General features: G+C 69.6%; 25 protein-coding genes. 9 read left to right on the forward strand and 16 right to left on the reverse strand.

The window, feature by feature from the left end; translation table 11 throughout:
- Nucleotides 1-4 precede the first annotated feature (4 nt).
- A complete protein-coding gene (locus tag AC5JCN_RS12550) occupies nt 5-841 on the forward strand; it encodes a L,D-transpeptidase (protein ID WP_495755400.1) in 837 nt (278 codons plus the stop codon).
- Between the two features lie 6 nt (nt 842-847).
- On the opposite strand, the gene AC5JCN_RS12555 is transcribed toward AC5JCN_RS12550, so the two are convergent.
- Entirely contained in the window at nt 848-1,291 is a 444-nt protein-coding gene (locus AC5JCN_RS12555) for a hypothetical protein (protein WP_495755401.1), read from the reverse strand.
- A gap of 147 nt (nt 1,292-1,438) precedes the next feature.
- Between AC5JCN_RS12555 and AC5JCN_RS12560 the strand changes: the two genes are divergently transcribed.
- Nucleotides 1,439-2,395, forward strand: a complete 957-nt coding sequence (locus tag AC5JCN_RS12560; protein WP_495755402.1) for an MBL fold metallo-hydrolase — start codon at nt 1,439-1,441, stop codon at nt 2,393-2,395.
- 3 nt (nt 2,396-2,398) lie between these two features.
- Here the strand turns inward: AC5JCN_RS12560 and AC5JCN_RS12565 are convergent, their stop codons facing one another.
- Together AC5JCN_RS12565 and AC5JCN_RS12570 are read right to left on the reverse strand one after the other, a co-directional pair.
- On the reverse strand, nt 2,399-3,175 hold the full coding sequence (locus AC5JCN_RS12565; RefSeq protein ID WP_495755403.1) for a DUF1499 domain-containing protein: 777 nt from the start codon (nt 3,173-3,175) through the stop codon (nt 2,399-2,401).
- Between the two features lie 52 nt (nt 3,176-3,227).
- On the reverse strand, nt 3,228-4,856 hold the full coding sequence (locus AC5JCN_RS12570; protein WP_495755404.1) for a long-chain-fatty-acid--CoA ligase: 1,629 nt from the start codon (nt 4,854-4,856) through the stop codon (nt 3,228-3,230).
- 175 nt (nt 4,857-5,031) lie between these two features.
- Here AC5JCN_RS12570 and AC5JCN_RS12575 point away from each other — a divergent pair, with 175 nt between their 5' ends.
- The gene (locus tag AC5JCN_RS12575; RefSeq protein WP_495755509.1) at nt 5,032-5,484 is read left to right on the forward strand and encodes a MarR family winged helix-turn-helix transcriptional regulator; all 453 of its coding nucleotides are present in this window, start codon (nt 5,032-5,034) and stop codon (nt 5,482-5,484) included.
- Nucleotides 5,485-5,492: 8 nt separating this feature from the next.
- Here AC5JCN_RS12575 and AC5JCN_RS12580 read toward each other — a convergent pair whose 3' ends face one another.
- The 4 genes from AC5JCN_RS12580 to AC5JCN_RS12595 form a co-directional block, all read right to left on the reverse strand.
- Nucleotides 5,493-6,200, reverse strand: coding sequence for an HAD family hydrolase (locus tag AC5JCN_RS12580; protein WP_495755405.1), 708 nt, complete (start codon nt 6,198-6,200; stop codon nt 5,493-5,495).
- Between the two features lie 574 nt (nt 6,201-6,774).
- Complete coding sequence (gene glyS, locus AC5JCN_RS12585; protein ID WP_495755406.1) at nt 6,775-9,048, reverse strand: glycine--tRNA ligase subunit beta; 2,274 nt, start codon at nt 9,046-9,048, stop codon at nt 6,775-6,777.
- 162 nt (nt 9,049-9,210) lie between these two features.
- Nucleotides 9,211-9,450 (reverse strand): CDGSH iron-sulfur domain-containing protein, encoded by a 240-nt coding sequence (locus tag AC5JCN_RS12590; protein ID WP_495755407.1) that lies wholly within the window; start codon nt 9,448-9,450, stop codon nt 9,211-9,213.
- Nucleotides 9,451-9,514: 64 nt separating this feature from the next.
- On the reverse strand, nt 9,515-10,321 hold the full coding sequence (locus tag AC5JCN_RS12595; RefSeq protein ID WP_495755408.1) for a uracil-DNA glycosylase: 807 nt from the start codon (nt 10,319-10,321) through the stop codon (nt 9,515-9,517).
- 169 nt (nt 10,322-10,490) lie between these two features.
- On the opposite strand from AC5JCN_RS12595, the gene AC5JCN_RS12600 reads away from it, so the two are divergent.
- The 3 genes from AC5JCN_RS12600 to AC5JCN_RS12610 all read left to right on the forward strand — a co-directional run bounded on the left by AC5JCN_RS12600 (nt 10,491) and on the right by AC5JCN_RS12610 (nt 14,999).
- Entirely contained in the window at nt 10,491-12,170 is a 1,680-nt protein-coding gene (locus AC5JCN_RS12600; protein WP_495755409.1) for an electron transfer flavoprotein-ubiquinone oxidoreductase, read from the forward strand.
- A 139-nt stretch (nt 12,171-12,309) separates the two neighbouring features.
- Nucleotides 12,310-14,082 (forward strand): tetratricopeptide repeat protein, encoded by a 1,773-nt coding sequence (locus AC5JCN_RS12605; protein WP_495755410.1) that lies wholly within the window; start codon nt 12,310-12,312, stop codon nt 14,080-14,082.
- Between the two features lie 14 nt (nt 14,083-14,096).
- Nucleotides 14,097-14,999, forward strand: a complete 903-nt coding sequence (locus tag AC5JCN_RS12610; protein ID WP_495755411.1) for a 4-(cytidine 5'-diphospho)-2-C-methyl-D-erythritol kinase — start codon at nt 14,097-14,099, stop codon at nt 14,997-14,999.
- A 22-nt stretch (nt 15,000-15,021) separates the two neighbouring features.
- Here the strand turns inward: AC5JCN_RS12610 and AC5JCN_RS12615 are convergent, their stop codons facing one another.
- On the reverse strand, nt 15,022-15,216 hold the full coding sequence (locus tag AC5JCN_RS12615; protein WP_495755412.1) for a hypothetical protein: 195 nt from the start codon (nt 15,214-15,216) through the stop codon (nt 15,022-15,024).
- 59 nt (nt 15,217-15,275) lie between these two features.
- Nucleotides 15,276-16,277 carry a polyprenyl synthetase family protein gene (locus AC5JCN_RS12620; RefSeq protein ID WP_495755510.1) on the reverse strand — a complete coding sequence of 334 codons (1,002 nt, stop codon included), beginning with the start codon at nt 16,275-16,277 and terminating at the stop codon, nt 15,276-15,278.
- A 161-nt stretch (nt 16,278-16,438) separates the two neighbouring features.
- Between AC5JCN_RS12620 and AC5JCN_RS12625 the strand changes: the two genes are divergently transcribed.
- The gene (locus AC5JCN_RS12625) at nt 16,439-16,684 is read left to right on the forward strand and encodes a putative signal transducing protein (protein ID WP_495755413.1); all 246 of its coding nucleotides are present in this window, start codon (nt 16,439-16,441) and stop codon (nt 16,682-16,684) included.
- Nucleotides 16,677-17,483 (forward strand): tRNA1(Val) (adenine(37)-N6)-methyltransferase, encoded by an 807-nt coding sequence (locus AC5JCN_RS12630; protein WP_495755414.1) that lies wholly within the window; start codon nt 16,677-16,679, stop codon nt 17,481-17,483. Before AC5JCN_RS12625 ends, AC5JCN_RS12630 begins: the two co-directional genes overlap by 8 nt.
- On the opposite strand, the gene AC5JCN_RS12635 is transcribed toward AC5JCN_RS12630, so the two are convergent.
- A complete protein-coding gene (locus AC5JCN_RS12635) occupies nt 17,438-17,698 on the reverse strand; it encodes a hypothetical protein (protein ID WP_495755415.1) in 261 nt (86 codons plus the stop codon). The genes AC5JCN_RS12630 and AC5JCN_RS12635 overlap by 46 nt on opposite strands.
- A 178-nt stretch (nt 17,699-17,876) precedes the next feature.
- Here AC5JCN_RS12635 and AC5JCN_RS12640 point away from each other — a divergent pair, with 178 nt between their 5' ends.
- Complete coding sequence (locus tag AC5JCN_RS12640) at nt 17,877-18,809, forward strand: glycine--tRNA ligase subunit alpha (RefSeq protein WP_495755416.1); 933 nt, start codon at nt 17,877-17,879, stop codon at nt 18,807-18,809.
- Between the two features lie 161 nt (nt 18,810-18,970).
- On the opposite strand, the gene AC5JCN_RS12645 is transcribed toward AC5JCN_RS12640, so the two are convergent.
- From AC5JCN_RS12645 to AC5JCN_RS12670, 6 genes are all read right to left on the reverse strand, one after another.
- A complete protein-coding gene (locus AC5JCN_RS12645; protein WP_495755417.1) occupies nt 18,971-19,453 on the reverse strand; it encodes a F0F1 ATP synthase subunit B family protein in 483 nt (160 codons plus the stop codon).
- 10 nt (nt 19,454-19,463) lie between these two features.
- The gene (locus tag AC5JCN_RS12650) at nt 19,464-20,057 is read right to left on the reverse strand and encodes a F0F1 ATP synthase subunit B (protein WP_495755418.1); all 594 of its coding nucleotides are present in this window, start codon (nt 20,055-20,057) and stop codon (nt 19,464-19,466) included.
- A 47-nt stretch (nt 20,058-20,104) separates the two neighbouring features.
- On the reverse strand, nt 20,105-20,332 hold the full coding sequence (locus AC5JCN_RS12655) for a F0F1 ATP synthase subunit C (RefSeq protein WP_495755419.1): 228 nt from the start codon (nt 20,330-20,332) through the stop codon (nt 20,105-20,107).
- Nucleotides 20,333-20,379: 47 nt separating this feature from the next.
- Complete coding sequence (locus AC5JCN_RS12660; protein ID WP_495755420.1) at nt 20,380-21,132, reverse strand: F0F1 ATP synthase subunit A; 753 nt, start codon at nt 21,130-21,132, stop codon at nt 20,380-20,382.
- A 45-nt stretch (nt 21,133-21,177) separates the two neighbouring features.
- Nucleotides 21,178-21,540, reverse strand: a complete 363-nt coding sequence (locus AC5JCN_RS12665; RefSeq protein WP_495755421.1) for an AtpZ/AtpI family protein — start codon at nt 21,538-21,540, stop codon at nt 21,178-21,180.
- Nucleotides 21,541-21,808: 268 nt separating this feature from the next.
- Nucleotides 21,809-25,267, reverse strand: coding sequence for a chromosome segregation SMC family protein (locus AC5JCN_RS12670; protein ID WP_495755422.1), 3,459 nt, complete (start codon nt 25,265-25,267; stop codon nt 21,809-21,811).
- Between the last annotated feature and the right edge of the window lie 3 nt (nt 25,268-25,270).

The following is a 25,270-nucleotide window of genomic DNA, read 5'->3' on the forward strand; positions in this document are numbered from 1 at the left end:
CACCATGCCACGCACTGACCGCCGCACCTTCGTCCTTCAGGCCGCGGCCGGCCTCGCCGCCTTGGCGGCCGGAGCCTTTCCCGCGCGCGCGCAGATGCGGCTTCACCAGCAATTCGACGACGGCTCCGATGGCCTGTACCAGGATCCGCCCGCATGGCGAGACCCGCGCATGGAGCCGGGCGACCCGAGCCTCGACCCTTATCTGGAGGGGGGCTCGCGGCCCCGGCCCCTGCCCCCGGAGGCAGTCGAGCCGAGGCTCATGTATGCCGCCATCGAAACGGAGCCCTTCCCCGTTCCCGCCGTGAAGCTGTCCTCGATCAAGGCGGAGTTCATTCGCCGGACGGTCGACTACAACGGCCCGGAAGAGGCCGGGACGGTGGTCATCGACCCGCAGGCCCACCACCTTTACTTCGTGCAGGGCGACGGCACCGCCATTCGCTACGGCGTCGGCGTCGGCCGGCAGGGCTTCGGCTGGTCGGGCGAGGCGACCGTGCACGACAAGCAGCGCTGGCCTGACTGGTATCCGCCCAAGGAGATGCTGGACCGCCAGCCGGAACTCGCCGCCAAGATGCAGCAATTGCAGAGCGGCGTCGGCATGCCCGGCGGCCCCGGAAATCCGCTCGGTGCGCGCGCCATGTATCTCTGGCAGGGCAACAAGGACACGCTCTTTCGCATGCACGGCACAACCGAGCCGTGGACCATCGGACGCAGCGTGTCTTCGGGGTGCATCCGGATGATCAACCAGGACGCGATCGACCTTTACGACCGCGTCGGTGTCGGCGCCCGCGTCATCGTGCTCGGTTCCCGCAGCCGCCAGCGCCCTGGCGTGGCCCGCATGTGAGCGGGCTCAGCATCCGCCCTGAGGGCAGATGCGGCCCGGGACGGTATAGGGAGTGTTATTGGGCGGCAGGATCGGCGTGGGCGAGAGCTGCTGCTGGATCCGGCCCTGGTTGACGTTGAACTGGCGCTGCGAGCGCTCCGGATTCCAGGCGTCGCCATAGTCGTCGTTGGCCGGGATCCGCGTCCGCGGGCGCTCGCGGACGTAGGTGTCCGGCGTCAGGCTGGGCGGACGCTTCGATGCGGGTGCGGTCTTGTAGACCTTCTTCGGCTCCTTGCCGGCCTCCTGCTTGCGGAGATCCTCCAGTTTCGCCTCGACGCAGGAGCGATAGCCGGGCTGGCCCCAGGTGCAGTCCTCGGCCCGCGCAATACCCGGCGAGGCGAGCCAAATCCCGAGAAGCAGCGCCACGCCGACGCCCGCATCCGTTGCTGCCCACCGTATCGTCCGCACCATCCTCGCCTCCCGGCGCCCACCAGTCGTCAACGCGTGCAGCGCCTTGCCGTCGCTACCCGTGCGCGAAAGTCGCACGGCCGGTCGCAACCGCCAAGCTGGCGCCGAGGCGCGGCATCGGGAGAGAGCTCGCCGCCGTGAGGCACCGGAATGCGCCTCGTGTATTCTCGAAAGCCATCATCGCAGGAGTGCCCCGTGTCCGACGCCCTCGCCTTCGACCGTGCCTTCGAATCCCCGCCGGGCGCCTGCGTTCCCGTCAGCGGACTGGTACGCCGGATCGTGGCCGACAATGGCGGCCCTTTCACGTTCACGGGCACCTGCACCTATCTCGTCGGCCATGGTGAGGTCGCGGTGATCGACCCCGGCCCGGAAGACCCCGCCCACCTCGACGCCATCCTCGGTGCGACCTCCGGCGAAACGGTGTCGTCCATCCTCGTCACCCACACCCACCGGGACCATTCGCCCGGCGCCGTGGCTCTGGCGGGGGCCACCGGGGCGCCGATCGTGGGCTGTGGTCCGCACCGGCCCTCCCGGACCCTTGCCGAGGCGGAGGCGGCACGCCTCGACGCGAGCGGCGACCGTGACTACCGGCCCGACCGGGAACTCGCGGAGGGGGACGCCGTGACCGGGCGGGGCTTCACCCTGCGGGCTCTCGCCACGCCGGGTCACACCGCAAATCACCTCGCCTTCGCGCTGGAGGAGGAGGCTGCCCTGTTCTCAGGCGACCACGTGATGGCGTGGTCCACCTCCATCGTGGCACCGCCGGACGGGGCGATGTCCGACTACATGGCCTCGCTGCAGAAGCTCGTCGGCCGGGAAGACCGCGTCTTCTGGCCTGGCCATGGGGGGCCCGTGGCGGATCCCCAGCGCTGGGTGCGCGGTCTCCTCACCCATCGCCGCCAGCGCGAGGCCGCGATCCTCCAACGTCTCGAGGTGGGTGACGAACGCATCGCCGACATCGTGCCGAAGCTCTACCCGGAGATCGTCCCGGCGCTCAGGGGCGCGGCGGCGCTGTCCGTCTACGCGCATCTCGAGGACCTCGTCGGCCGTGGCCTCGCAAGTGCCGACGGGATGCCGTCGCTCGACTCCCGCTACCGCAGGGCGTGAGGCTCACTTCGCCTCGATCAGCGCTTCCAGCGCGTCGAGATAGCCCTGCACCCGGCGGGCGTTGGTGCCGAAATCGTGGGTTCCCCAGCGCGAGGCCGAGCGGACGTCGATGCGTGTGCCGTCCGACATGGGGCGGACGCGAACCGTCACATCGTCGGGAAAGCGCATCAGGATCGTGTGGTCTACGGCATCGATCCGGCCCACGCCGACGCGCCCGCCGGGCGGCACCACCTCGACGATGGACCAGCCCCGCTGGTTCGCCGCCTTGAGCGCGAGCGCGAAGGCTTCGGCCGGCCCGTCGTCCACGGTCACAGAAGCGATGCCTGGAAAGGCGAGCTGCTGGCGAGCCCGCGCCGCGGCCGGAGGGGGCGGCGGCGTGCGCCCGGCGCGCGCGGCCAGTGCAGTCCGGGAGCGGGAAAATTCCGGCAAATCCGCCGTGTCCGTGGTGATGTCGGTGAGCCGCGGCAGCCGCAAGGCCTGCACCGCGAAGAACAGCGGCCCCGCGAGCAGCAGGACGGCGAGCACCACGCCCGTCATGGCCGCACCGAAGCCTGGCCGGCCGTCGTCCCAGATGATGGCGAACGCGAAGGTCGCGAGCACGAGCGCGGCGATGGCCAGGATCAGCCCGGCCGCGAGCACGGACAATGCGGCCGGCGGCTCCACCTGCCCGAGCCGCGACAGGGCGACGGCGATGGCGACCACCGCCAGCGCGAAGGTCGCCACGCGCCGGCTCCAGAGCGCGGCGCTGGACGGCGGCAGTTCGACCACGAGTCGGCGCATGCTGCGCTATCTACAGCTGTTCGGTCCGTCCCGCCACGGCGAGGGTTGCCGGTCAGGCGGTGGGCAACCGGTAATCCCGGAACCTGTCGCGCAGCGCCGTCTTCTGGATCTTGCCGGTCGCGGTATGAGGGATCTCGTCAATCAGCACGACGTCGTCCGGCATCCACCAGCTCGCGATCCTCCCCCGCATCCACTCCAGGATCGACTCGCGCGTCGGCACGCTGCCCTGCCTGGCGACGATGACGAGCAGCGGCCGCTCGTCCCACTTGGGATGGCGCACGCCGATGACCGCCGCCTCCGCCACGTCGGGATGGCCCAGCGCGAGGTTCTCCAGCGCAATGGACGAGATCCATTCGCCGCCGGACTTGATGACGTCCTTGGCGCGGTCGGTGATCTCCATGTAGCCGTGCGGATCGATGGTGGCGACGTCGCCGGTGTCGAAGAACCCTTCGTCGTCGAGGATGTCCCCGCCCTCGCCCTTGAAGTAGCTCCGCGCCACGGCGATGCCCTTCACCTTGAGCCGGCCGAAGGCGACGCCGTCGTGGGGCAGCCGTTTGCCCTCGTCGTCGGTGATCTTCATCTCGACACCGAACAGCGGCCAACCCTGCTTGACCTTGATTGCGATCGTCTCCTCGGGAGAGAGGTCACAGAGTTCCGGCTTGATCGCGCCCGTGGTTCCGACCGGGCTCAGCTCGGTCATGCCCCAGGCATGGATGACGCTGACGCCGTGGCGGCGCTCGAATGCCTCGATCATGGCGGCGGGACACGCCGATCCCCCGATGGCGACCCGCTTCAGCGTGTCCAGCCTTCCTCCCGTCTGATCCAGATGGGCCAGCAGGCCCAGCCAGACCGTGGGCACGCCGGCGCTGAAGGAGACGCGCTCCTCGTTCAGGATCGCATGCACGGACGCACCGTCGAGCTTCGGGCCCGGCAGGATCAGCGACGAGCCGGCAAGCGGGGCCGAGAACGCGAGCGACCACGAGTTCGCGTGGAAGAGCGGCACCACGGCGAGCACGTTGTCGCGGGCCGACAGGCCGAAATTGTCGACCGGCAGCAGTTGCAGCGCGTGCATGACGTTGGAACGATGCGAATAAACGACGCCCTTGGGATTGCCCGTCGTGCCCGAGGTGTAGCAGAGCCCGGCGGCGGTGTTCTCGTCGAAGCTGCGCCAGGCGAAGTCGTCGTCCGCCTCCGCCAGCCAGTCCTCGTAGGCGACGGCACCGCGCAGCGTCGTCTCGGGCATGTGTGCGGCGTCGGTGAGGATGACGAAGCGCTCCACCAGCGGCAGCCGGTCCGCCATTGCCTCCACCAGCTTGACGAAGGTGAGGTCGAGGAACAGCAGCCGGTCCTCGCCGTGGTTGATGATCCAGCTGATCTGGTCGGGGAAGAGGCGCGGATTGACCGTGTGGTAGATCGCGCCGATGCCCGTGATGCCGTACCAGAGCTCCAGGTGCCGCCACGTGTTCCACGCCAGCGTGCCGACACGGTCTCCCGGGCCGATCCCCTGCGCGTCCAGCCGCTTGGCGGCCTGCAGGGCGCGCCGGCGCAGCGCCGCGTAGCCGATGCGGTGCATCGGCCCCTCGACCGTGCGCGAGACAACCTCGCGCGCGCCGTGCTGGCTGGCGGCGTGATCGATCACGGTGTGGATGAGCAGCGGCCAATCCTGCATGAGCCCGAGCATGCGGTATTCCTCCCCATCCCCGCAGGACGGGGCGGATCTCCGTCTGCCCGGTCCCTGCCAGTGCTTGCCTGCTGGTGCACCGCGCGCTTAGGTTGGCAAACTTGCCCCGAAAGGCAGCCGCTTGCCTTCTCAGTCTGCGCACGTCACCTCGGACCACGCAACAAGCTCGGCCGTGTTGCGGACATGGTTCCGCTTCCTGAGGCTGCACCACAGGATCACGGCGCGCGCAGCGCGCGAGTATCGCCGGATCGGACTGTCCATCCCGCAATTCGACCTGCTCTCGACGCTGTCGGAACGCGAGGGCGTGAGTCAGCAGGATCTTGCCGCGCGGCTCTACGTGACCAAGGGCAACGTGTCAGGCCTGCTGGACCGGCTGACGGTGCTGGGGCTCGTCGAGCGCCGGGCGCTGCCGTCCGACCGCCGCTCCTATGCGCTCTACCTCACGCCCGAAGGCCGTGACCGGGCCGAAGCGGGCCTCGCCCTGCAACGCCACCTCGTCACCGCCACGCTCGGGCGGATGCCGCCCGCCGACATCGCCGAACTCGAGCGGCTCCTCGTGGCGTGGCGCGACATCGTGCGGGAGTTGCCCGAGGCGGACGAGGCGTCGGAGGAGATCTCGTCTGCGTAGACGCAGGGCTAGCTTGCGAGCGCCCTGAGGTAGCCGGGAAGGTCGGCGATGGAATCCACGATGTGGTCGGCGTCGGCCTCCAGCTCGTCGCGTCCTGCAGGACCGGACAGGACGGCGATGGCGACTGCGCCCGCCGCCCGGGCCGCCACGAGGTCGTGCGTGCTGTCGCCGACCAGCGCCACCTCGGCGGGATCGAGTTCGAACTTCTGCGCGAAGGCGAGCACCATGCCGGGCTCCGGCTTGCCGCCATGGCCGGAGTCGTACCCGGCGATGAAATCGAGATGCGGGATGAGGCCCATCGCGTCGGCCTGCGCCAGCGCCGACGCCTCCGCGTCATTGGTGGCGATGCCGAGCCGGTAGCCGTCCGCGGCGAGGGCGGCCAGCACCGCCAGCGGGTCGCCGATGGGCGACAGGCTGCGCCGGCCCCATTCGCGGAAGCGCTGGTTCATCTCGCGGTGGAGCGTGGCGTCATTGGGACGGCCCAGCACCTCGGCCCAGAGATGACCATAGCTCGCCGATGAGCCGGCGATCATCGGCGAGGTCCGGCGCATCCGCTTGGCGGGCACGTCGTAGTGGTTCACCTCGGCGAGGCGCGCCAGGACCTCCGGATCGCCTCCCGTCATCTCGACCATGACCTGATAGGCCGCGGGCCCCCAGGTCCGGTCGAAATCGACCAGCGTTCCGTCCTTGTCGAAGAGTATGGCCTTGAGGGGCATCGTCCGCCTGGCTCCGTCGCTCTCCCTCCTCGCCCTCCCCCGCCGGCGGGGGAGGGTTCCCGCGCTCGCGTCGTCTGGTTCCCGCCCGGCCCCTCCGCCAACTCTCCCCCGCCTGCGGGGGAGATGTCGGAGAAGACGATAGAGGGGGATCTTTCGGCCTATACCGAGCTAATCCCCCCACCCTGCCCTCCCCCGCAGGCGGGGGAGGGTTTACGCGCTCGCGTCGTCTGGCTCCCGCCCGGCCCCTCCGCCAACTCTCCCCCGCCTGGGGGGAGATGTCGGCGAAGACGACAGAGGGAAGACTTTTCGGCCTGTTCCGAGCCAATCCCCCCACCCTACCCTCCCTACCCTCCCCCGCAGGCGGGGGAGGGTTTACGCGCTCGCGTCGTCTGGTTCCCGCCCGGCCCCTCCGCCAACTCTCCCCCGCATGCGGGGGAGATGTCGGCGAAGACGACAGAGGGGGGACTTTTCGGCCAAAGCCAATTCCCCCCACCCTGCCCTCCCCCGCAGGCGGGGGAGGGTTTACGCGCTCGCAGGCGAAGGAGGGTTCCCGAGCCCGCTGGGTCGCCGTCTCCTACCCTCCGATGCGCGAAAAATCTGCGACGGCGCGGGTGGCTTCGCGCAGGCCGGCGAGAAGGCGCAGGCGGTTGGCCCGCAGGGCGGGGTCGTCGGCATTGACCGTGACCTTGTCGAAGAAGGCGTCGACGGCGGGCCGGAGCCGGGCGAGCTCGCCCATGGCGCCCTCGAAGTCCTCCTTCGCCACATGCTCGCGAGCCTGCGCGGCGGCGGCCTGCAGCACCTCGGCCAGCACCTTCTCCTCCGGCAAACCCGTCTCCTTCAGGAGATGCGGATCGACCGGCTCGGCATAGGAACGGCCGTCCTTCTTCTCCTCGATGCGCAGGATGTTGGCGGCGCGGCGAAAGCCCGCCAGGAGGTTGGCGCCGTCGTCGGTGTCGAGAAAGCGCCCCAGCGCCTCGACGCGGCGCACGACGGAGAGCAGGTCGTCATTGGCCACCGTGTCATCCCCGGCGGCCTGCGCAGCAGGCCGGGAAGGGGATCCAGCTCCCTCGCCGCCGGCCCCTGGATCCCCTTCCCGGCCCTTCGGGCCGCCGGGGATGACAAGCGAGGCCGAGGCGAGGACGGCGTCGATAAGGTCGTGCCGGGCGCCCTGGTCGCGGAGATAGACCTTGAGACGGTCGTGGAAGAAGGCGAGCAGGTCCGGGCCGATGGTGCCGACGGCGGCGGCCTTGCCATGCTCGTTCATGCGCATCTGGAACAGCGCCCGTCCGAACACGTCGTCCAGTCCCAGCCGCACCCCGTTCTCGATGATGATGCGGATCACGCCCAGCGCCGCTCTCCTGAGCGCGTAGGGGTCCTTGCTGCCCGTCGGCTTCTCGTCAATGGCCCAAAAGCCGACCAGCGTGTCGAGCTTGTCGGCGAGCGCCACCGCGACGCTGACGGGGTCGGAGGGTACCCGGTCGGAGGGGCCCTGGGGCTTGTAGTGCTCCTCGATGGCAGCCGCCACCGAGGGGTGCTCGCCCTGCAGCTCCGCATAGCGGCGGCCCATGAGGCCCTGCACTTCGGGGAACTCGCCGACCATCTCGGTCACGAGGTCGGCCTTGGCCAGTTCGGCGGCGCGCACGGCGAGGGCGGGGTCGGCCTTCACGGCCGGCGCGAGCTCCTGCGCGAGGGTGGCGATGCGGTCGATCCGTTCGCCCTGGGTGCCCAGCTTCTCGTGGAAGACGATGCCCAGCTTGCGCAGCTTGGCGAGGCGCTGGTCGAGCGGCTTGCCCGCGGGTTCCGGGAAATCCGGCAACGGCCGCTGGTCCGTCTCCCAGAAGTGCCGGGCGTCGGAGAGGCGTGCCCGCACCACGCGCTCATTGCCGCCGACGATGGCCTTGCCGCCGTCCTTGGCCTCGATGTTGGACACGAGCACGAACTTGTTGGAGAGCGCCTCGCTCCCGGCGCGCCGCATCACGAAGCATTTCTGGTTGGCACGGATGGTAGCACGCACGACCTCGGCCGGGATCTCCAGGAAACGCTCGTCGAAGGAGCCAACGAGCACGACGGGCCACTCCACGAGGCCGGCGACCTCCTCCAGCAGGCCCTCGTCCTCGACGAGTTCGAGGCCCTGTGCGAAGGCGAGCGCGCGGGCCTCGTGCAGGATGATGTCCTTGCGGCGGTCTGCGTCGAGGACGACCTTGTGGCGCAGCAGCGCCATCTCGTAGTCGGCGAAGCGGCGGACCCGGAAGGTTTCGCCCGCCATGAAGCGGTGGCCGCTGGTCTCGTCGCCCGCCGCCACTCCGTCGACGGAAAACGCGACGATCTCGGGCGTCTCGGTCTCCGGCCCGAAGGTGCACAGGACGGACTGCAGCGGGCGCACCCAGCGCAGCGAGCCGGGCCTGGAAGAGGCCGCGCCCCAGCGCATCGACTTTGGCCAGGGAAAGCCCTTCACCACCTCCGGCATGATCTCGGCGATGACGTCTTCCGTGGCGCGTCCGGGCTTCTCGACAACGGCGACGTAGAACTCGCCCTTCTTGGGATCGGACTCGATCTTGGCCTGCGAAATGTCCGTCAGGCCGGCGCTCTTCAGGAATCCCTGCACGGCAGCGTCGGGCGCGCCCACGCGCGGGCCCTTCTTCTCCTCGCGCAGGTCCGGCTGGCGGGCCGGCAGGCCGGCGACGTGCAGCGTGAGGCGGCGTGGGGTGGCGAAAGCCTTGGCGCCTTCGTAGAGACAGCCCCGCTCGACCAGCGCGTCCGTGACGAGCTTGCGCAGGTCCTCCGCCGCTCGCCGCTGCATGCGCGCGGGAATTTCCTCGCTGAAGAGTTCCAGGAGCAGGTCGGGCATGGGTCGATCAGCCGGTGTGCGGAGCCGGGACGGCGTACGTCCCGGCTTTTATGGCTCCCCGGCCCGTGTGTCGAGCAAGGAAGACCTCGCCCATTTCGTCCGGCGCATCCGCGCCGCGTTTCCCGGAGGCGCCTGCGCTCACGGACACTCGCAGAGGATTTCCTAGAGCGTGTTGTGACTGCCGTCGCAGAGCGGAGCCTTGGCGGTCTGCTTGCACGTGCAGAAGAACACTTTGCGGTCCCGGTCGGCGGTCCATTCCTGCGGGATGAAGGCGGTTCCGTTGTGCGAACCATCGCAGAAGGGCTGGTTCCTGGACTGGCCGCAGGAGCACCACCAGTAGGTCTCGCCGGCCTTGACGTCGACGGGAATGGGGGCGCGGCCGCCAATGGCGGGTGTGGTCATGATGATCCCTCTCGCTCCGGCAATGGCCGGCACGGTGGAGGCTAAGCCGGATTCGTGAACGATCCTAGGAGGACGCGGCGCCCTTCGTCTCCTCCAGCGCACGACGGATGGCCTTGAAGTCGCGCCAGGCCAGGCGCTTGTGCAGCGGCTGGCGCAGGAGGTAGGCGGGATGCAGCGTGGCGATGGCGCGGATGGTGCGCGTGCCGGTGGCGTACTCGGTCCACCGCCCGCGCGACTTCATGATCCCCTCGGAGGTCGCCAGCAGGGCCTGCATCGACGGACCGCCGAGGCAGACGAGGATGTCGGGGTCGGCGAGCTCGATCTGCCGCTCGATGAAAGGCCGGCACACCGCGGCTTCCTGCGGCGTGGGGGTGCGGTTGCCCGGCGGGCGCCAGGGAATGACGTTGGCGATGTACACGCTCGAGCGGTCGAGCCCGATGGCGGCCAGCATCCGGTCGAGCAGCTGGCCGGAGCGTCCGACGAAGGGCAGGCCCGTGCGGTCCTCTTCCGCCCCCGGCGCCTCGCCGACGAACATGATTCGGGCCTTCGGGTTGCCGTCGGCGAACACCAGCGACTTTGCCGTGCGCTTCAGCGGGCAGCCCTCGTAGCCCTGCAGCAGGGTCCGCAGCGTGTCGAGGTCGGGCGCGGAGCGCGCCAGCATGCGGGCTTCGGCGGCCATGTCGTCGGGCGCGGACGGCACGACGGCCGGAGCCTTCGCCTCGGCCGGAGCGAGCTGCGCGCTGGCCTCCGCCAGGCGATCGTGCGGCTCCTCGTCGAGCATGGCGTCGGCCCCGGCGTCGACGTGCCAGAGGAGCAGGTCGAGCGCGGCCCGCCGGGGATCGGCCAGGTCGGAGGTGTCGTAAGCCGCCATGTCCGGCATCCTATAGCAGCCCGGCAGCGCTGCCACAGCCCGAGGGGCGCGGCGCTGCGTCCAAAGGTCGATTGCCGGACAGCGCGGCAGCGCTTGCGGGTGCAGAAACGCTCGTCCATAGGATCGAGGCCCGGCGCGTGCCGGCACGAAGGTGAAGGAGTGGCCGGGTATGGATCTGGCGGAGGCGCAGAGCGTGCCGCGCGAGGGCATGGACTACGACGTCGTGATCGTCGGGGCCGGGCCTGCCGGGCTTGCGGCAGCGATCAGGTTGAAGCAGGTCTCGCCCGATACCAGCGTCGTCGTCGTCGAGAAGGGCTCCGAGGTCGGCGCCCATATCCTCTCCGGCGCCGTCATCGACCCGATCGGTCTCGACAGCCTGCTGCCCGGCTGGCGCGAGGACGCCGACCGCCCCCTCACGACGCAGGTCACGGACGACCGCTTCTACCTGCTCGGCCCCGCCGGCTCGGTGAGGCTGCCCAACCTGCTGATGCCGGGGCTCATCGGCAACCACGGCAACTTCATCGGCTCGCTCGGCAACGTGGCGCGCTTCCTCGCGCAGCGGGCGGAGGCGCTCGGCGTCGAGATCTATCCGGGTTTCGCCGCGTCCGAGGTGCTCTTCGGGGAAAACGGCGAGGTCACCGGCGTCGCCACCGGCGACATGGGCATCTCCAAGGAGGGCGAGGCCAAGGACGGCTTCGCCCGTGGCATGGAGCTGCGCGGCCGCTACGTGCTCTTCGGCGAGGGCGCGCGAGGCTCGCTGTCCAAGCAGCTCATCCGGCATTTCGGACTGCATGACGGCCGCGAGCCGCAAAAATACGGAATCGGCCTGAAGGAGCTCTGGCAGGTCGCTCCCGACAAGCACCATCCCGGTCTCGTCCAGCACAGCTTCGGCTGGCCCCTCGACAATTCGACCGGCGGCGGCAGCTTTCTCTACCATTTCGAGGACGGGCTGGTGGCGGTGGGCTTCGTCGTCCACCTGAACTACCAGAACCCCACCCTCTCGCCCTTCGACGAGTTCCAGCGCTTCAAGACGCATCCGCTGGTCCGTGACACCTTCGTCGGCGGCAAGCGCATCAGCTACGGCGCGCGCGCGATCACGGAGGGGGGCTGGCAGTCCGTGCCCCGCCTCTGCTTCCCCGGCGGGGCGCTGATCGGCTGCTCGGCAGGCTTCGTCAACGTGCCCCGCATCAAAGGCAGCCACAACGCCGTACTGTCCGGCATGCTGGCCGCCGAGCACGTGGCCAGGGCCCTGGCGGACGGCCGGTCCAACGACGAGCTGGTCTCCTACGAGGAAGCCTGGCGCGGTTCGGAGATCGGCAAGGACCTGAAGCGCGTGCGCAACGTCAAGCCGCTCTGGTCGCGCTTCGGTACGGCGGTCGGCGTGGCGCTGGGCGGCATCGACATGTGGACCAACCAGTTGCTCGGCGCCTCCGTGTTCGGAACGCTGAAGCACGGCAAGCCCGACCATGCGACCCTGAAGCCGCTCTCGGCCGTGAAGCCGATCCAGTATCCCAAGCCGGACGGCGTCGTGTCCTTCGACAAGCTGTCTTCGGTGTTCCTGTCGGCCACGAACCACGAGGAGGACCAGCCGGTCCACCTGAAGCTGGCCGACCCGTCGATCCCCGTCGCGCGCAACCTGCCGATGTATGGCGAGCCCGCGCGGCTTTATTGCCCGGCCGGGGTCTACGAGGTGGTCTACGCCAACCCGGAGGCGCGCACTGATCCGCGCTTCGTGATCAACGCGCAGAACTGCGTGCACTGCAAGACCTGCGACATCAAGGATCCCGCCCAGAACATCACCTGGGTGACGCCGGAAGGCGGCGGCGGGCCCAACTACCCCAATATGTGAGCGCCGAACGGCCTCCGGGCCCGATCCTGCAGGGGTGCCGCGGCGGTCGGCGCCTTGCCGACCATCCGCAAAACCGCCATGTTGCGGTGCGACTCGGGCCTTCCATCGGCCCCTTGCGCCCTGAAGGATGCGGACCAGCGTGACACTCTCGATCCCGACCTCGCGCCCGACCTCGCGCCCCGGACGCATGCGCGCCATCCTGGCGGCGCTGCTGCTGGCCTGCGGAACCTACACCGCCTCCGCCCACGCCACCGAGGCCTACACGGAGACGATCGACGCCGGCGACTCGCTGGCCGGAAACTATCTCTCGGCCTTCGTCGCCGGGCAGGCGCGCGACACCAGCGCCGCCGCCTTCTTCTACCGGGAGGCGCTGCGCGACGATCCCAAGAGTGCGGACATCCTGGAGCGTGCCTTCATCGCTCTTCTCGTCGAGGGCTCCTACGACGAAGCCACCCGCCTCGCCGAGCAGATCGCGCGCCGCGACGCCAACAATGGGCTCGTGCAGCTCGCCCTGTCCGTGAAGGACATCAAGGAGAACCGCTTCGCGAAGGCGCGGGGCCGGCTCGAGCGGAGCACGAAGAACCAGGCGGCCGACGTCACCGCGACGCTGCTCACCGCATGGTCCTATGCCGGGTCCAAGAACCTGAAGCGGGCCCTGCAGACGGTCGACACGCTGAAGGGCGAGGACGCCATCGCCACCTTCCGTGATTTCCATGCCTGGCTGATCGCCGACGCGCTTGGTGACAAGCAGGAGGCCGCCAAGCGCTTCGAGTCCGCCTACAAGGCCGAGAATCGCACCCTGCGCATGGTCGACGTCTACAGCCGCTTCCTGGCCCGCACGGGCAAGACGGAAGAGGCGAAGAAGGTGCTCGCCGACTTCGACAAGCTGCTGCCCCGCCATCCCGTCATCCGGGACACGATGGACAGGCTCGAGAAGGGCCAGCCGATCGAAAGCGCGGTGCCCGACGCCGCCGCAGGCGCGGCCGAAGTGCTGTACGGCCTCGGCTCGGCCGGCAACCGCCAGGGCGACGAGCTCGCGGCCATGCTCTATCTGCGCATGAGCCTGTGGCTGGCGCCGCAGAACGGACTCGTCGCGATCACGCTCGCCGATCTCTACGACCGGCTGAAGCAGCCCGCGCGTGCCAACGACACCTATGACCTGGTGTCCCCCAGCTCGCCGCTGCGCCGCAGCGCAGAGATCCAGATCGGCATCAACCTCGAGCAGCTCGAGCGCAAGGACGAGGCCGTCGCCCATATCGAGAAGGCGATCGCCGCGGATCCGAAGGACGTCGAGTCCCTGATGGCGCTCGGCAACGTCTACCGCTCGCGCAAGGACTTCGCCAAGGCGGCGGAGGTCTATACGAAGGCGATCGACGCCATCCAGACGCCCGACAACGGCTACTGGGCGCTCTACCATTACCGCGGCATCGCCTACGAGCGCACCAAGGAGTGGCCCAAGGCCGAGGCCGACTTCCGCAAGGCGCTGGAGCTCTCGCCCGAGCAGCCGCTGGTGCTTAACTACCTCGGCTACTCCTGGGTCGACCAGAACATCAACCTGGACGAAGCGTTCAAGATGCTGCAGCGCGCGGTCGAGCAGCGGCCGACGGACGGCTACATCGTCGACAGCCTCGGCTGGGCGCACTTCCGGCTCGGCCACTACGACGAGGCGGTCAAGCTGCTGGAACGCGCGGTCGAGCTGAAGCCGGGCGATCCCGTCATCAACGACCATCTCGGCGATGCCTACTGGCGTGTCGGCCGCAAGCTGGAAGCGAGCTTCCAGTGGAACCACGCCCGCGACATGAAGCCGGAGGCGGACGAACTGCCGAAGATTCTCGACAAGATCGCCAATGGCATGCCCGACGAGCCCAAGCCGGCCGCGGCGGAGGTCGAGAAGAAGGCGAACGGCGGCTAGGAGCCGTGGCGAGCATGCAAGCGGGCACGGTTGAAGCGGCCGTGCGCGACCGCCTCGTCGAGAAGGCGCCTGCCAAGGTCAACCTGAGCCTCCATGTACTCGGCCGTCGCGCAGACGGATGGCATGCGCTCGAGAGCCTCGTCGCCTTCGCGGGAGCGGCCGACACGCTCGAACTTCTGCCGGGAGAGGAGCCAGGCATCGACGTAGACGGTCCCCGTGCCGTCGCGGCCGGCCCGGCCGAGGCCAACCTCGTGCTGCGGGCCGCCACCGCCCTCGCCGCCCGTCGGCCGGGGCTTCGGCAGGGCCGCTTCCGGCTCACCAAGCGGCTTCCGGTGGCGGCCGGCCTCGGTGGCGGCTCGTCGGACGCGGCTGCCGCCCTGCGGCTCCTGGCGCGCCTGAACGGCATCACGCTGGAGGATCCCGACCTGCACGCTGCGGCGGCCGAGACGGGGGCCGACGTGCCGGTCTGCCTCGCCGCGCGGGCCCGCATGATGCGGGGCCGTGGCGAGGAACTCGGGCTGCTCCTTCGGTTGCCACCGCTCTTCGCCATCCTGGTCAACCCGGGCGTGCCGGTGGAGACCGTCGCGGTGTTCCGGACGCTCGGTCTGTCGGCGGGGGAGGATCTCGGCTATGCCGCGCATCCCGCCGTTGCATCCGGCACGGACCGCGAGACGCTGCTGCCCCTGCTGCGCAGGGCGCGCAACGACCTCGAGGACCCCGCCGCGGTCATGGCGCCCATCATCGGGCATGTTCTCGCCGTGATCGCGGCGGCACGCGGGTGCCGCCTTGCCCGCATGTCGGGCTCGGGTGCCACCTGCTTCGGCCTGTTCGACGATTGCCGGGCCGCCCGGAAAGCAGCGCGCGGAATCCTGGCCGCGAATCCCGAATGGTGGGTGAAGCCGACGCTGCTTCGCTGACTGCCGGCAGTTCCCGCCGAAGTCAGCCGCCGCCGATCTCCTGCAGGATCACGCCGGTTCCGTCGCACTCAGGGCAGGGCTCGCCGTCGATTCGCCCGGTGCCCTTGCAGCGCCGACATGGAGCCTCGCCAGCGCCGGGAACGCCGGCGGGCGCCTCGTCTCCCGGCTTGGGCCGTGGTGTCGCGCCTGCCGCGTTGCCGTCGTCGTCTTGGGCCATGGCCTGTTCTCCGCTGCGCCCGATAACGTGCGGCGCGCCTGCGGGTTCGGACAAATGGGTCAGTGCGAGCGCTGGATGCAGAACTCGACGACTTCCAGCAAGGCGCTCTTCATCGGCCCCTCGGGAAAGAGGGCCAGCGCGTCGCGCGCCATGGCGCCGTAGTGGCGCGCCCGCTCGATCGTGTCCTCGATGGCGCGGTGGCGGCGCATGATGGCCACGGCTTCCTCGAGCGCGGCATCGGTCGCCTCCTCGCCGCTCTTCAGCGTGCGCGTCCAGAATTCGCGCTCGGCCGGCGTCCCGCGGCGGAAGGAGAGCACCACGGGCAGCGTGATCTTGCCCTCGCGGAAATCGTCGCCGACCTTCTTGCCCAGCTTGGCGCTGGTCCCGCCATAGTCGAGCGCATCGTCGACAAGCTGGAAGGCGATACCGAGATTGGCCCCGTAGCTGCGGCAGGCGGCCTGCTCGGCCTTGCCACGGCCTGCGATGATCGGACCCACTTCGCAGGCTGCGGCGAAGAGCGCGGCCGTCTTGGCGCGGATGACGGCGAGGTACTCGTCCTCCGTCGTCTCGGTGTTCTTGGCGGCGGAGAGCTGCATCACCTCGCCTTCGGCGATGACGGCCGCGGCGGTCGACAGCACGTCCAGCGCCTGAAGCGAGCCCACTTCCACCATCATGCGGAAGGCCTGGCCGAGCAGGAAGTCGCCGACGAGCACGCTCGCCTCGTTGCCCCACAGCATGCGCGCGGCAAGGCGGCCGCGGCGCAGTTCGCTGCCATCGACCACGTCGTCATGCAGCAGGGTCGCGGTGTGCATGAACTCGACGCTGGCGGCGAGCTTCACGTCGCCCTCGCCGCCATAGCCAAACAGGCCGGCGGTCGCGAGGGTGAGCATCGGGCGCAGACGCTTGCCGCCGGAATCGATGAGGTGCCGGGCGATCTCGGGAATCAGCGCCACGTCGGAGCCGACCCGCGACAGGATCAGCTGGTTCACCCGCCCCATTCCGTCGGCGGTGAGCTTGAGGAGGGGTTCGATACTCGGAGCGTCGGACGGCTTGCCGTCCATCGGAATGACGATACCCACCTGCAAGCCTTCCTGTACCCGGCTGGTTTCGGCGCGCAACCTGCCACGGGGAACTTGGCCTTTCAACTCAGCCCCGTTGCCGCATGCATCGAGCCGTCGCACAGTGGGTCGCGGCCGGTTCGGCGCCGCGTCCGGGAGAAGACATGGTCACCGTCGTCCGCACCAATGACATCGTGCTGATCTCGGTGCTCGAATCGCTGCTCGGCCAGGCCGGACTCTCCGTCTTCGTGGCGGACGCCCATGTCAGCGCGATGGAAGGCTCCATCGGCGCGTTCCCGCGCCGCGTCATGGTTCCTGAGGACGAGGTGCCACAGGCGCGACGGCTGATCCGCGATGCCGGCCTGGAGGCCGAGCTGATGCCGTGGACGCCCGGACGGAGCCATGGCTGAGGTCACCGCCGGGGTCACCTCGGACACCCTGCTGGATGGCCGGGTCCGTCTGCTTCAGCCGGCCGCGGGGCACAGGGCGGGCACGGACGCCGTCCTGCTCGCGGCTACGACGCCGCCCGGCTGTCCCGGCCCGATCGTCGACCTCGGCGCATCCACGGGCGCCGTGGGAATCATGGCCGGTCTGCGCGCACCGGAGGCGCGGCTGGTGCTGGTCGAGATCGATCCTGCCATGGCAGAACTCGCCCGCTCCAATGCCGCGGCGAACGGCGTGGGGGGTCGCACCACGGTCGTCGCGAGTGATGTGACGGCCGCACAGCGCGAGCGTGCCGCTGTAGGCCTCGCCAAAGGTGACGCGGCACTGGTGCTTTGCAATCCGCCCTGGTTGTCGCCGGGACGCTCCCGCGCATCGCCGCAGCCACAGCGCCGTATGGCGCACATGCTCGGCCCGGGTGAACTCGATCTGTGGGTCAGGGCTGCGTCGGACCTGCTGGCGTCCAAAGGAGCCTTGGTGCTGATCCATAGGGCCGAGGCGCTTGCCGAGTGCCTCTCGGCCTTGTCCGGCCGATTCGGAATGGTCCGGGTGCTTCCCGTTCATCCCCGGGCCGATGCGCCGGCGTCTCGCATCCTCGTCGGAGCCCTGAAGGGAAGCCGCGCGCCGCTGGCGCTGCTGCCGCCCCTCGTCCTGCACGCGGAAGCTGGGCAATTCTCTGCGCTCGCCGCCGCGGTCCACCGCGGCGAGGCGGGTCTCGATCTTCAGCTCCGCGGTGCAGCGCAACGGCCGCCGGCGGGCTCGCCATAGCCGGCCGCGACGACGCGAACCCGCCTGCAGGCATCAGTGGTGTCCTGCTGCTGGGTGACAGCGGCTGCTTTAGTCGCGGCGGGCACCGCCTGCTGCGCCGAGACAATCGTCGTCTGGGCGGTCGCCTGCGACTGCGAGGCGGGCATGGCCATCATCACCACCGGTGTCAGCGCCAGCGCCAGTCCCACCAGGGTTGCAATCGGCTTGATCTTCATCTCGTCCTCCCGTCGGCGACTGGCGCCGTATGTCCCTGGAACCGGACATTAACGATCCGGCAACCATGATCGGTGTGCTGGCGCACGCGCCTGAACGGCTTGCAGGATCTCCGGCCGCGGTTCCCCCGGCGGCGGAAATGCTCTATGCCTGCGCCGCGCTTGCAGGGATGTCGCCGCGATGACCGATCCGCTCGATCCGACCCGTTCGTTCCAGGGCCTGATCCTGACACTCCACCGATTCTGGGCTGAGCAGGGCTGCGTGATCCTTCAGCCCTACGACATGGAGGTCGGCGCCGGCACGTTCCACCCGGCCACGACGCTGCGGTCCCTGGGGCCGCTTCCGTGGAAGGCGGCGTACGTGCAGCCCTCGCGGCGGCCGAAGGACGGGCGCTACGGCGAGAATCCCAACCGCCTGCAGCACTATTACCAGTACCAGGTGATCCTGAAGCCCTCGCCCCCCAATCTGCAGGACCTCTATTTGCGCTCGCTCGCCGCCATCGGCGTCGACCCTCTCCTGCATGACGTGCGCTTCGTCGAGGACGACTGGGAGAGCCCGACCCTTGGCGCCTGGGGCCTCGGCTGGGAGTGCTGGTGCGACGGAATGGAGGTGAGCCAGTTCACCTATTTCCAGCAGGTCGCCGGCTTCGAGTGCTCGCCCGTCTCGGGCGAACTCACCTACGGGCTCGAGCGCCTCGCCATGTATGTGCAGGGCGTGGAGAACGTCTACGACCTCAACTTCAACGGCCTCGAGGGGACTGAGAAGGTCACCTATGGCGACGTCTTCCTGCAGGCCGAGCAGGAGTATTCACGGCACAATTTCGAGGCCGCCGACACCGACCGGCTGTTCCGCCACTTCCGCGATGCCGAAACGGAGTGCCGGGCGCTGCTCCAGAAGGGCGACCGGGGGGAGGGCGAGCGCCATGCCATGGCCCTGCCCGCCTACGACCAGTGCATCAAGGCCAGCCATGTCTTCAACCTGCTGGACGCGCGCGGGGTGATCTCCGTCACCGAGCGCCAGAGCTACATCCTCCGCGTCCGCGAACTCGCCCGCGCCTGCGGCGCCGCGTGGCTGAAGACCGAGGCGGGCGGCTTCGGGCGGCACTCCAGCTAAGGACAGCTGCGCTGCCGTTGCCGGCGAAGCGGAAGTAGCCCACGCCTGTTCGGCTTCGCCGATCGCGTGACCTGGTTGAACTCCCGGGCAGGGCAGTATACGCCGACAACGAAAAAAGCCGCCCAAAGGCGGCTTTCGTTTCGTCTGGCGACTGATGCCGCTCAGTTCAGCTTGGCGCGGACGTCCTGGAGACCCTGCGTGATCAGGCCTTCGGCCGTCGAGCCGGCGACTTCGCGGCGCAGGATCGTCTCGGAGGCGCGGACGGCAGCCTCGGCGGCGGCGGCGCGGACCTCGGCTGTGGCCTGGGCCTCCGCCTGGGCGATCTTCTGCTCGGCCATGCGCTGGCGGCTCGCGACGAAGTCGGAGAGCTTCTGCTGCGCCTCGGCGGCGAGGCGCTCTGCCTCGGCCCGGGCGTTGCGGACGATGTCCTCCGCTTCCTTTTCGGCCTCCTGCCGGCGGCGCTGGTAGTCCGCCAACACGCGCTGGGCCTCCTCCCGCAGGATGCGTGCATCCGCCAGTTCGGCCCGGATCCGGTCGGTGCGCTTGTCCAGCGACCCGAGGATCGTGCGGAAGGCGCCGAGATACCAGAGGATGCCGACGAAGACGACGAAGGCTGCGGCGACCCAGAATTCTGCTTCGAACATGGATCGCTCCTCAGCGCTTCAGGGCGCCGTCGACGGCGGCCTCGACCTCGCCCCGTGCCGGCGCCTTCGAGATCAGGCGTTCGACGATGAGCTCGGCCGCGTCCGTGGCGATACCGCGGACATTCGACATCGCCCTGTCGCGGCTCGCCGCGATGGAGGCCTCGGCGGCTCCGATCTTCTCGGAGAGCTCGGCTTCCAGCGCCTTGCGGCGGGCGTCCGTCTGGGCGGAGAGCTCGTCGCGCGTCTGGCTTGCGATGCCTTGCGCACGCGCCCTGGCGTCGGCGAGAGCCTTCTCATAGGCCGCGATCGCGTCGTCGGTCTGGCCCTTGAGACGGGCGGCGGCGTCGAGATCGTCGTCGATCGCCTTGCGCCGCTTCTCCAGGATTTCGCCCACGCGCGGCAGCGCGATGCGCGACATCAGGAGGTAAAGGGCGCCGAAGACGATCGCCAGCCAGATGAGCTGGGCGCCGAAGGTCGACGGGTCGAAGGGCGGGAACACCGCCCCCCCGCCATGCCCTTCGGCGTGGCCGACTTCGGTTCCTTGCTGTGCAGTCTCGGCCATCTCGTGTCTCGCGCTGGACCCGCGTGAAAACCCCGAATGCACGATCCCGCCGCTCGAAGCGGCGGGTCACGCAGTGCGGAGCAGCTTCGTCAGAGGACGAAGAGCAGAAGGATCGCGACGAGGAACGCGAAGATGCCCAGGCCTTCCGCGAGGGCCGCGCCGATGAACGCGCGACCGAACTGCGCGTCGGAGGCCGACGGGTTGCGCAGGGCGCCCGAGAGGAAGTTGCCGAAGATGATGCCGACGCCGATGGCGGCAGCGCCCATGCCGATGGCGGCAAGACCGGCGCCGAGGTACTTCGCAGCTACGGGATCCATGATGAACTCCTGTGGGATCGACTGGTGGGAGGCTTGCCGGCGACCGGTCAGTGGCCGGGATGGATGGCGTCGTTGAGATAGACGCAAGTCAGGATGGCGAAGACGTAGGCCTGCAGGACCGCGACCAGCAGTTCGAGCGCGGTCAGCGCCACGGTCATCGCGAAAGGAAGCGGTGCGAGGATGGCCCAGCCGCCGGCGGCGCCGAGCATGGTCACGAAGCCGCCGAACACCTTCAGCGTGATGTGGCCGGCCAGCATGTTGGCGAAGAGACGGACGGAAAGGCTGACGGGCCGGGAGATGAAGGAGATCACCTCGATCAGGACCAGCAGCGGCAGCAGGACCGGCGAGACGCCCGACGGGACGAAGAGGCCGAGGAAGTGCACGCCGTTCTTGTAGAAGCCGTAGATGATGACGGTCAGGATCACCAGCATCGCCAGCGCGAAGGTGATGATGATGTGGCTCGTCACCGTGAAGGTGTAGGGAATGATGCCGATCAGGTTCGCGGTGAGCACGAACATGAAGAGCGAAAAGACGAGCGGGAAGAACTTCATCCCCTCGTTGCCGGCGGAGCCGCGCACCGTCGAGGCCACGAACTCGTAGGCGAGCTCTCCGACCGACTGGAGCCTTCCCGGCACCAGCGCGCGCTGCGACGTGCCGACGATCATGACGAAGCTGACCACCGCCAGGATGATCAGCATGAACAGCGCCGAGTTGGTGACGGTCAGCGGCCCGAGATGGAGTACGGGCGAGATCACGAACTGATGGATCGGATCGATCCCGGTTCCGCCTTCTGCCGCCACGTCTCGCTCCTCGTTCTGCCGTCCGGACCTCCGGACGTTCACGCTTCACTGCTTGGGCGGCTCGTCCTGACGCGTCGCAGTCGTCGTCGCCCCGATCCGCATCATGTTCCAGAAGCCGGCCGTCGTGCCGAGCCCCAGGAAGACGAGCAGAAACAGCGGGCTCGTACCGACCCACTTGTCGAGCTGCCATCCGATGACGCAGCCGACAAGCACACCTGCAGCGAGTTCGGTGACGATGCGAAAGCCCTGAGCCATCGCCCGCCCGGTCTCGCCGCCGATGACGGCGTGATCCCCCACCCCTCCACCGTCGCGGGCATCGGCACGCTTCTTCTCGATCGCACTCGACAGTTTGTCGAGCCGGTCGCGCAAGTCGCGGTCCTCACCCTGACCGTGATTACCCTCGGACATCGGACGCTCTCCCCGCCCCGCTTGCGCGAGACGACTGCCGGAACCTGCGAACGCCGCTCCGGCCGCAACCGATGCGGGGCCGGGTGGCCCCGTGAAAGTCGCGCGCACCATAGTTTCCGGTCCCGCCAGTGTCAAGAATGGGTGATCACGATACAAGTCGCTGAAACTACAGGTTTTTCAGGGGAATCGACGAAGGTCGGACCCGCGTAGCGCGATTGCGGCGCACAATGATCCACGCCGGGCTTGCCCCGTCCTCCGGAGCAGGTCCTCAGGAGGCCTCGCGGAAGCGTTCAGCCGTGCCGAGATCGACCGAGACGACCTGGCTCACGCCGCGCTCGGCCATCGTCACCCCATAGAGCCGGTCCATGCGGGCCATGGTGACGGGGTTGTGCGTGATGACGAGAAAACGCGTCTCGGTAGACCCCGCCATGTCCCGCAGGAGATCGCAGTAGCGCTCGACATTGGCGTCGTCGAGAGGAGCGTCCACCTCGTCGAGGACGCAGATCGGCGACGGATTGGTCAGGAACACGGCGAAGATCAGCGCGATGGCGGTGAGCGCCTGTTCGCCGCCCGAGAGCAGCGTCATCGTCTGCGGCTTTTTTCCCGGCGGCCGCGCCACGATCTCGAGCCCGGCCTCGAGAGGGTCATCCGATTCGATGAGTTCGAGCTGCGCCATTCCGCCGCCGAAAAGCGTGGTGAAGAGGCGCTCGAAATGGCCCTGAACGATGGTGAACGCGGCCAGGAGCCTCTCCCGGCCTTCCCGGTTCAGGCTGCCGATGGCGCCACGCAGGCGCTTCACGGCCTCGTCGAGGTCGTCGCGCTCCGCAGCCAACCCTTCGCGCTGACCCTCGACCTCCGCCAGTTCCTCGTCCGCACGCAGGTTGACGGCGCCCAGACGCTCGCGATCCTGCCGCAAACCGTCCAGGCGCCGCTCCACCTCAGCGGAATCAGGCAGCGATTCGGAGTCGGACAGGCCGGCGATGCCGGGGAGATCTTCGGGGGCGGACCCAAGCCGCTCGGCGATATTGGAGACGACGTCGGCAAGCCGGGCCCGCTGCGCTTCCAGCCTGGCCTCCGACCGGGCCTGCTCCTCGCGGGATGCGGCGAGCAGGGCGAGGGCCTCTGAGGCCGCGCGATCTCCGGAGGCTGCTTCCCGCTCGGCCTCGGCAAGCCGGTCGGCCGTGGCCCGCTTCTTTTCCTCTGCCTCGGCAATGCCGTTCAGAATGCCGCGGCGGCGCTCGCGAAAGGCCTCGGGGGCCTCGGCCAGCGCGATGCGCTCTTCCTCGACCTCGCCCCGGCGCTCGGCGATCTCGGCGAGGTGGCTGTCGGCACGCGCGATGCGCTCACGCCATGCCGTTCGCTCGCTGGCGATGGTGGCGCGGCGGCGCTCGCGCATGGCGGCCTCGCGCGCGAGGCCCTGCGCGAAGGTGCGCGCCTCGGCCACCGCCTGCCTGTCGAGCGCAACCTGCGCCCGCATCGCCGCGAGCCTGGCTTCCAGCTCGGCTGCGTCGGAGAGCTCGTCGCGCCGGCCGATCGTGTCAGCGTGGCGGATGGCGCAATCCTCCCGCTCAGCTTCGAGACGCGCCTGCGCCTCCGCCAGCGCCGAACGTCGCAGGGCGATGTCGGCGCGGCGCCGGGCACCGGCGGCATGGCGCGCGCGAACATCCTCCAGCTTGCGCCGGGTCTCCCGGGCCAGGTCGAGCGCCCTGCCCTCTTCGGCGGAGGCCTGGCGCAGCGCGGCGCTGGCCGAATCGAGCATGGCGCGGGCCGCCTCCGCCCCGGCACGGGCGCGGGCTGCCTCGATCTCGAGATCCTCCAGCCGGTTGCGTTCCGCGAGGCGGCGCGCTGCGGCACCCGGCGCCTCGGCTGCCGCCGTGAACCCGTCCCACCGCCACAGGTCGCCCTCGCGGGACACCAGCCGCTGACCGGGCTTCAGCTGAGGCCGCAACCGCGTTCCGTCGGCGCGGGAGACGATGCCGGTCTGGCGCAGGCGCCGTGTCATCGCCGCCGGCGCAGTCACGTGCGCCGCGATGCTCTCGATGCCATCCGGCAAGGCGGGATCGCCGGTACCGGGCCCCGTATCCGCCCAGTGCATCGGCGCACCGGAATCCTGTGACGCGTCGAGGTCGTCGCCCAGCGCGGCGGCGAGCGCCGTCTCCCACCCCTTGCCCGCCGCAACCGCATCGATGATGCGAGGCCAACTGTCGTCGCCGGTTCCGGCGAGGAGCTTGGTGAGGGTCGCGACCTCGGTCTCCAGGCGCTGCGCCGCGCGATCCGCCTCCTGAGCCGGGCCGCGCAGCGCCGCCTCCCGCTCCCGGGCGGAACGGTGCGCCTCGCGCGCGGCCTCGGCACGATCCTCGGCCATGCCGACGGCTTCGGCAGCCGCCTCGATCTCGGCTTCCTCGTCCGCAGCTTTCGTGTCTGCCGCACTCGCCGCATCGATGCCAGAGAGTTCCCGCGCAACGCGGTCCTCCTCGGAGGAGAGGCGGGCGAGCCGGTCGGCGAGCTCGCGCAGGGACCGCTCCACCGCGGCCCGCCGGGCGGCGAGGTCGGAGAGGGCCGCCTGCGCGTTGTCTGCCGCGGATTCGGAGATGACGAGTGCTTCCTCCAGCGCTTCGAGGCGCTCCCGCGCCTCCTCGGCGGCGGCGGCCTGCTCGTCCGTTTCGCCGGCCAGAACCTCGTCCTCGGCGTCGAGGCGCGCCATGGCTCCGGCGGCATCCTCGTTCAGCGCCCGCTCGCGCTCCTCGTCGCGCGCCAGCTCATGGGCACGCCGGTCCAGCTCGGCGGCGCGCTGTTCCGCGCGCTTCTCTTCCGCTTCGAGGCTGTCCCTCGCCAGCAGAAGCCTCTGCAGGGCAGCTCCCGCCGCCGCGTCCGCCTCCCGCAGGCCGGGCAGTGCATCGGCGGCGACGGCCTGGTCACGGGCGGCCGCGGCTTGCAGGCGCGTGCGCTCGGCGACCTGCCGCAGGTCCGCCTCAGCCTTCGACTGCGCCTCCGCGACCGCGTCACGCGCCCCGCGCCAACCCAGGTAAAGGAGAAGCGCCTCGGCCTTGCGGATCTCGGCCGCGAGGGAACGATAGCGGGACGCCTGCCTCGCCTGGCGGCGCAGCCCGTCGATCTGCGAGTCGATCTGGCGAAGGACGTCCTCGATGCGCAGCAGGTTCTCTTCCGCGCCCTTGAGGCGGATTTCCGCCTCGTGCCGGCGGGCATGCAATCCGGCGATGCCGGCAGCGTCCTCCAGGATGCGGCGGCGGGCCTGCGGCTTGGCCGCGATGATCTCGCCGATCATGCCCTGCCGCACCATCGCGTGGGAGCGCGCGCCTGTTGCCGCGTCGGCGAAGAGCAGCTGAACGTCGCGGGCCCGCACCTCGCGCCCGTTGATGCGGTAGGTGGAGCCCTCCTCCCGCGCGATGCGGCGGGAGACGTCCAGCTGGTCGGCATCGTTGAAGACGGCGGGGGCGGTGCGCGCCCCGTTGTCGACGACCAGCGAGACTTCCGCGGTATTGCGGGCCGGACGGTTCGCCGAGCCGGCAAAAATCACGTCGTCCATGCCGGAGGCGCGCAGGCTCTTGTGCGAGCTCTCGCCCATCACCCAGCGAAGCGCTTCGACGAGGTTGGATTTGCCGCAGCCATTCGGCCCGACGACACCCGTCAAGCCCGGCTCGATCAGCACGTCGGTCGGCTCGACGAAAGACTTGAAGCCGACGAGGCGCAGGCGCGTGAGCTTCATCGC

The sequence above is a fragment of the Alsobacter sp. genome (assembly GCF_059501845.1).

Excerpts from the sequence above, each read along its gene's own strand:
- AC5JCN_RS12550 (WP_495755400.1), top strand. The coding sequence starts at position 5 with ATGCCACGCACTGACCGCCGCACCTTCGTCCTTCAGGCCGCGGCCGGC.
- AC5JCN_RS12555 (WP_495755401.1), bottom strand. The coding sequence starts at position 1,291 with ATGGTGCGGACGATACGGTGGGCAGCAACGGATGCGGGCGTCGGCGTG.
- AC5JCN_RS12560 (WP_495755402.1), top strand. The coding sequence starts at position 1,439 with ATGCGCCTCGTGTATTCTCGAAAGCCATCATCGCAGGAGTGCCCCGTG.
- AC5JCN_RS12565 (WP_495755403.1), bottom strand. The coding sequence starts at position 3,175 with ATGCGCCGACTCGTGGTCGAACTGCCGCCGTCCAGCGCCGCGCTCTGG.
- AC5JCN_RS12570 (WP_495755404.1), bottom strand. The coding sequence starts at position 4,856 with ATGCTCGGGCTCATGCAGGATTGGCCGCTGCTCATCCACACCGTGATC.
- AC5JCN_RS12580 (WP_495755405.1), bottom strand. The coding sequence starts at position 6,200 with ATGCCCCTCAAGGCCATACTCTTCGACAAGGACGGAACGCTGGTCGAT.
- glyS (WP_495755406.1), bottom strand. The coding sequence starts at position 9,048 with ATGCCCGACCTGCTCCTGGAACTCTTCAGCGAGGAAATTCCCGCGCGC.
- AC5JCN_RS12590 (WP_495755407.1), bottom strand. The coding sequence starts at position 9,450 with ATGACCACACCCGCCATTGGCGGCCGCGCCCCCATTCCCGTCGACGTC.
- AC5JCN_RS12595 (WP_495755408.1), bottom strand. The coding sequence starts at position 10,321 with ATGGCGGCTTACGACACCTCCGACCTGGCCGATCCCCGGCGGGCCGCG.
- AC5JCN_RS12600 (WP_495755409.1), top strand. The coding sequence starts at position 10,491 with ATGGATCTGGCGGAGGCGCAGAGCGTGCCGCGCGAGGGCATGGACTAC.
- AC5JCN_RS12610 (WP_495755411.1), top strand. The coding sequence starts at position 14,097 with ATGCAAGCGGGCACGGTTGAAGCGGCCGTGCGCGACCGCCTCGTCGAG.
- AC5JCN_RS12615 (WP_495755412.1), bottom strand. The coding sequence starts at position 15,216 with ATGGCCCAAGACGACGACGGCAACGCGGCAGGCGCGACACCACGGCCC.
- AC5JCN_RS12620 (WP_495755510.1), bottom strand. The coding sequence starts at position 16,277 with ATGGACGGCAAGCCGTCCGACGCTCCGAGTATCGAACCCCTCCTCAAG.
- AC5JCN_RS12625 (WP_495755413.1), top strand. The coding sequence starts at position 16,439 with ATGGTCACCGTCGTCCGCACCAATGACATCGTGCTGATCTCGGTGCTC.
- AC5JCN_RS12630 (WP_495755414.1), top strand. The coding sequence starts at position 16,677 with ATGGCTGAGGTCACCGCCGGGGTCACCTCGGACACCCTGCTGGATGGC.
- AC5JCN_RS12635 (WP_495755415.1), bottom strand. The coding sequence starts at position 17,698 with ATGAAGATCAAGCCGATTGCAACCCTGGTGGGACTGGCGCTGGCGCTG.
- AC5JCN_RS12640 (WP_495755416.1), top strand. The coding sequence starts at position 17,877 with ATGACCGATCCGCTCGATCCGACCCGTTCGTTCCAGGGCCTGATCCTG.
- AC5JCN_RS12645 (WP_495755417.1), bottom strand. The coding sequence starts at position 19,453 with ATGTTCGAAGCAGAATTCTGGGTCGCCGCAGCCTTCGTCGTCTTCGTC.
- AC5JCN_RS12655 (WP_495755419.1), bottom strand. The coding sequence starts at position 20,332 with ATGGATCCCGTAGCTGCGAAGTACCTCGGCGCCGGTCTTGCCGCCATC.
- AC5JCN_RS12665 (WP_495755421.1), bottom strand. The coding sequence starts at position 21,540 with ATGTCCGAGGGTAATCACGGTCAGGGTGAGGACCGCGACTTGCGCGAC.
- AC5JCN_RS12670 (WP_495755422.1), bottom strand. The coding sequence starts at position 25,267 with ATGAAGCTCACGCGCCTGCGCCTCGTCGGCTTCAAGTCTTTCGTCGAG.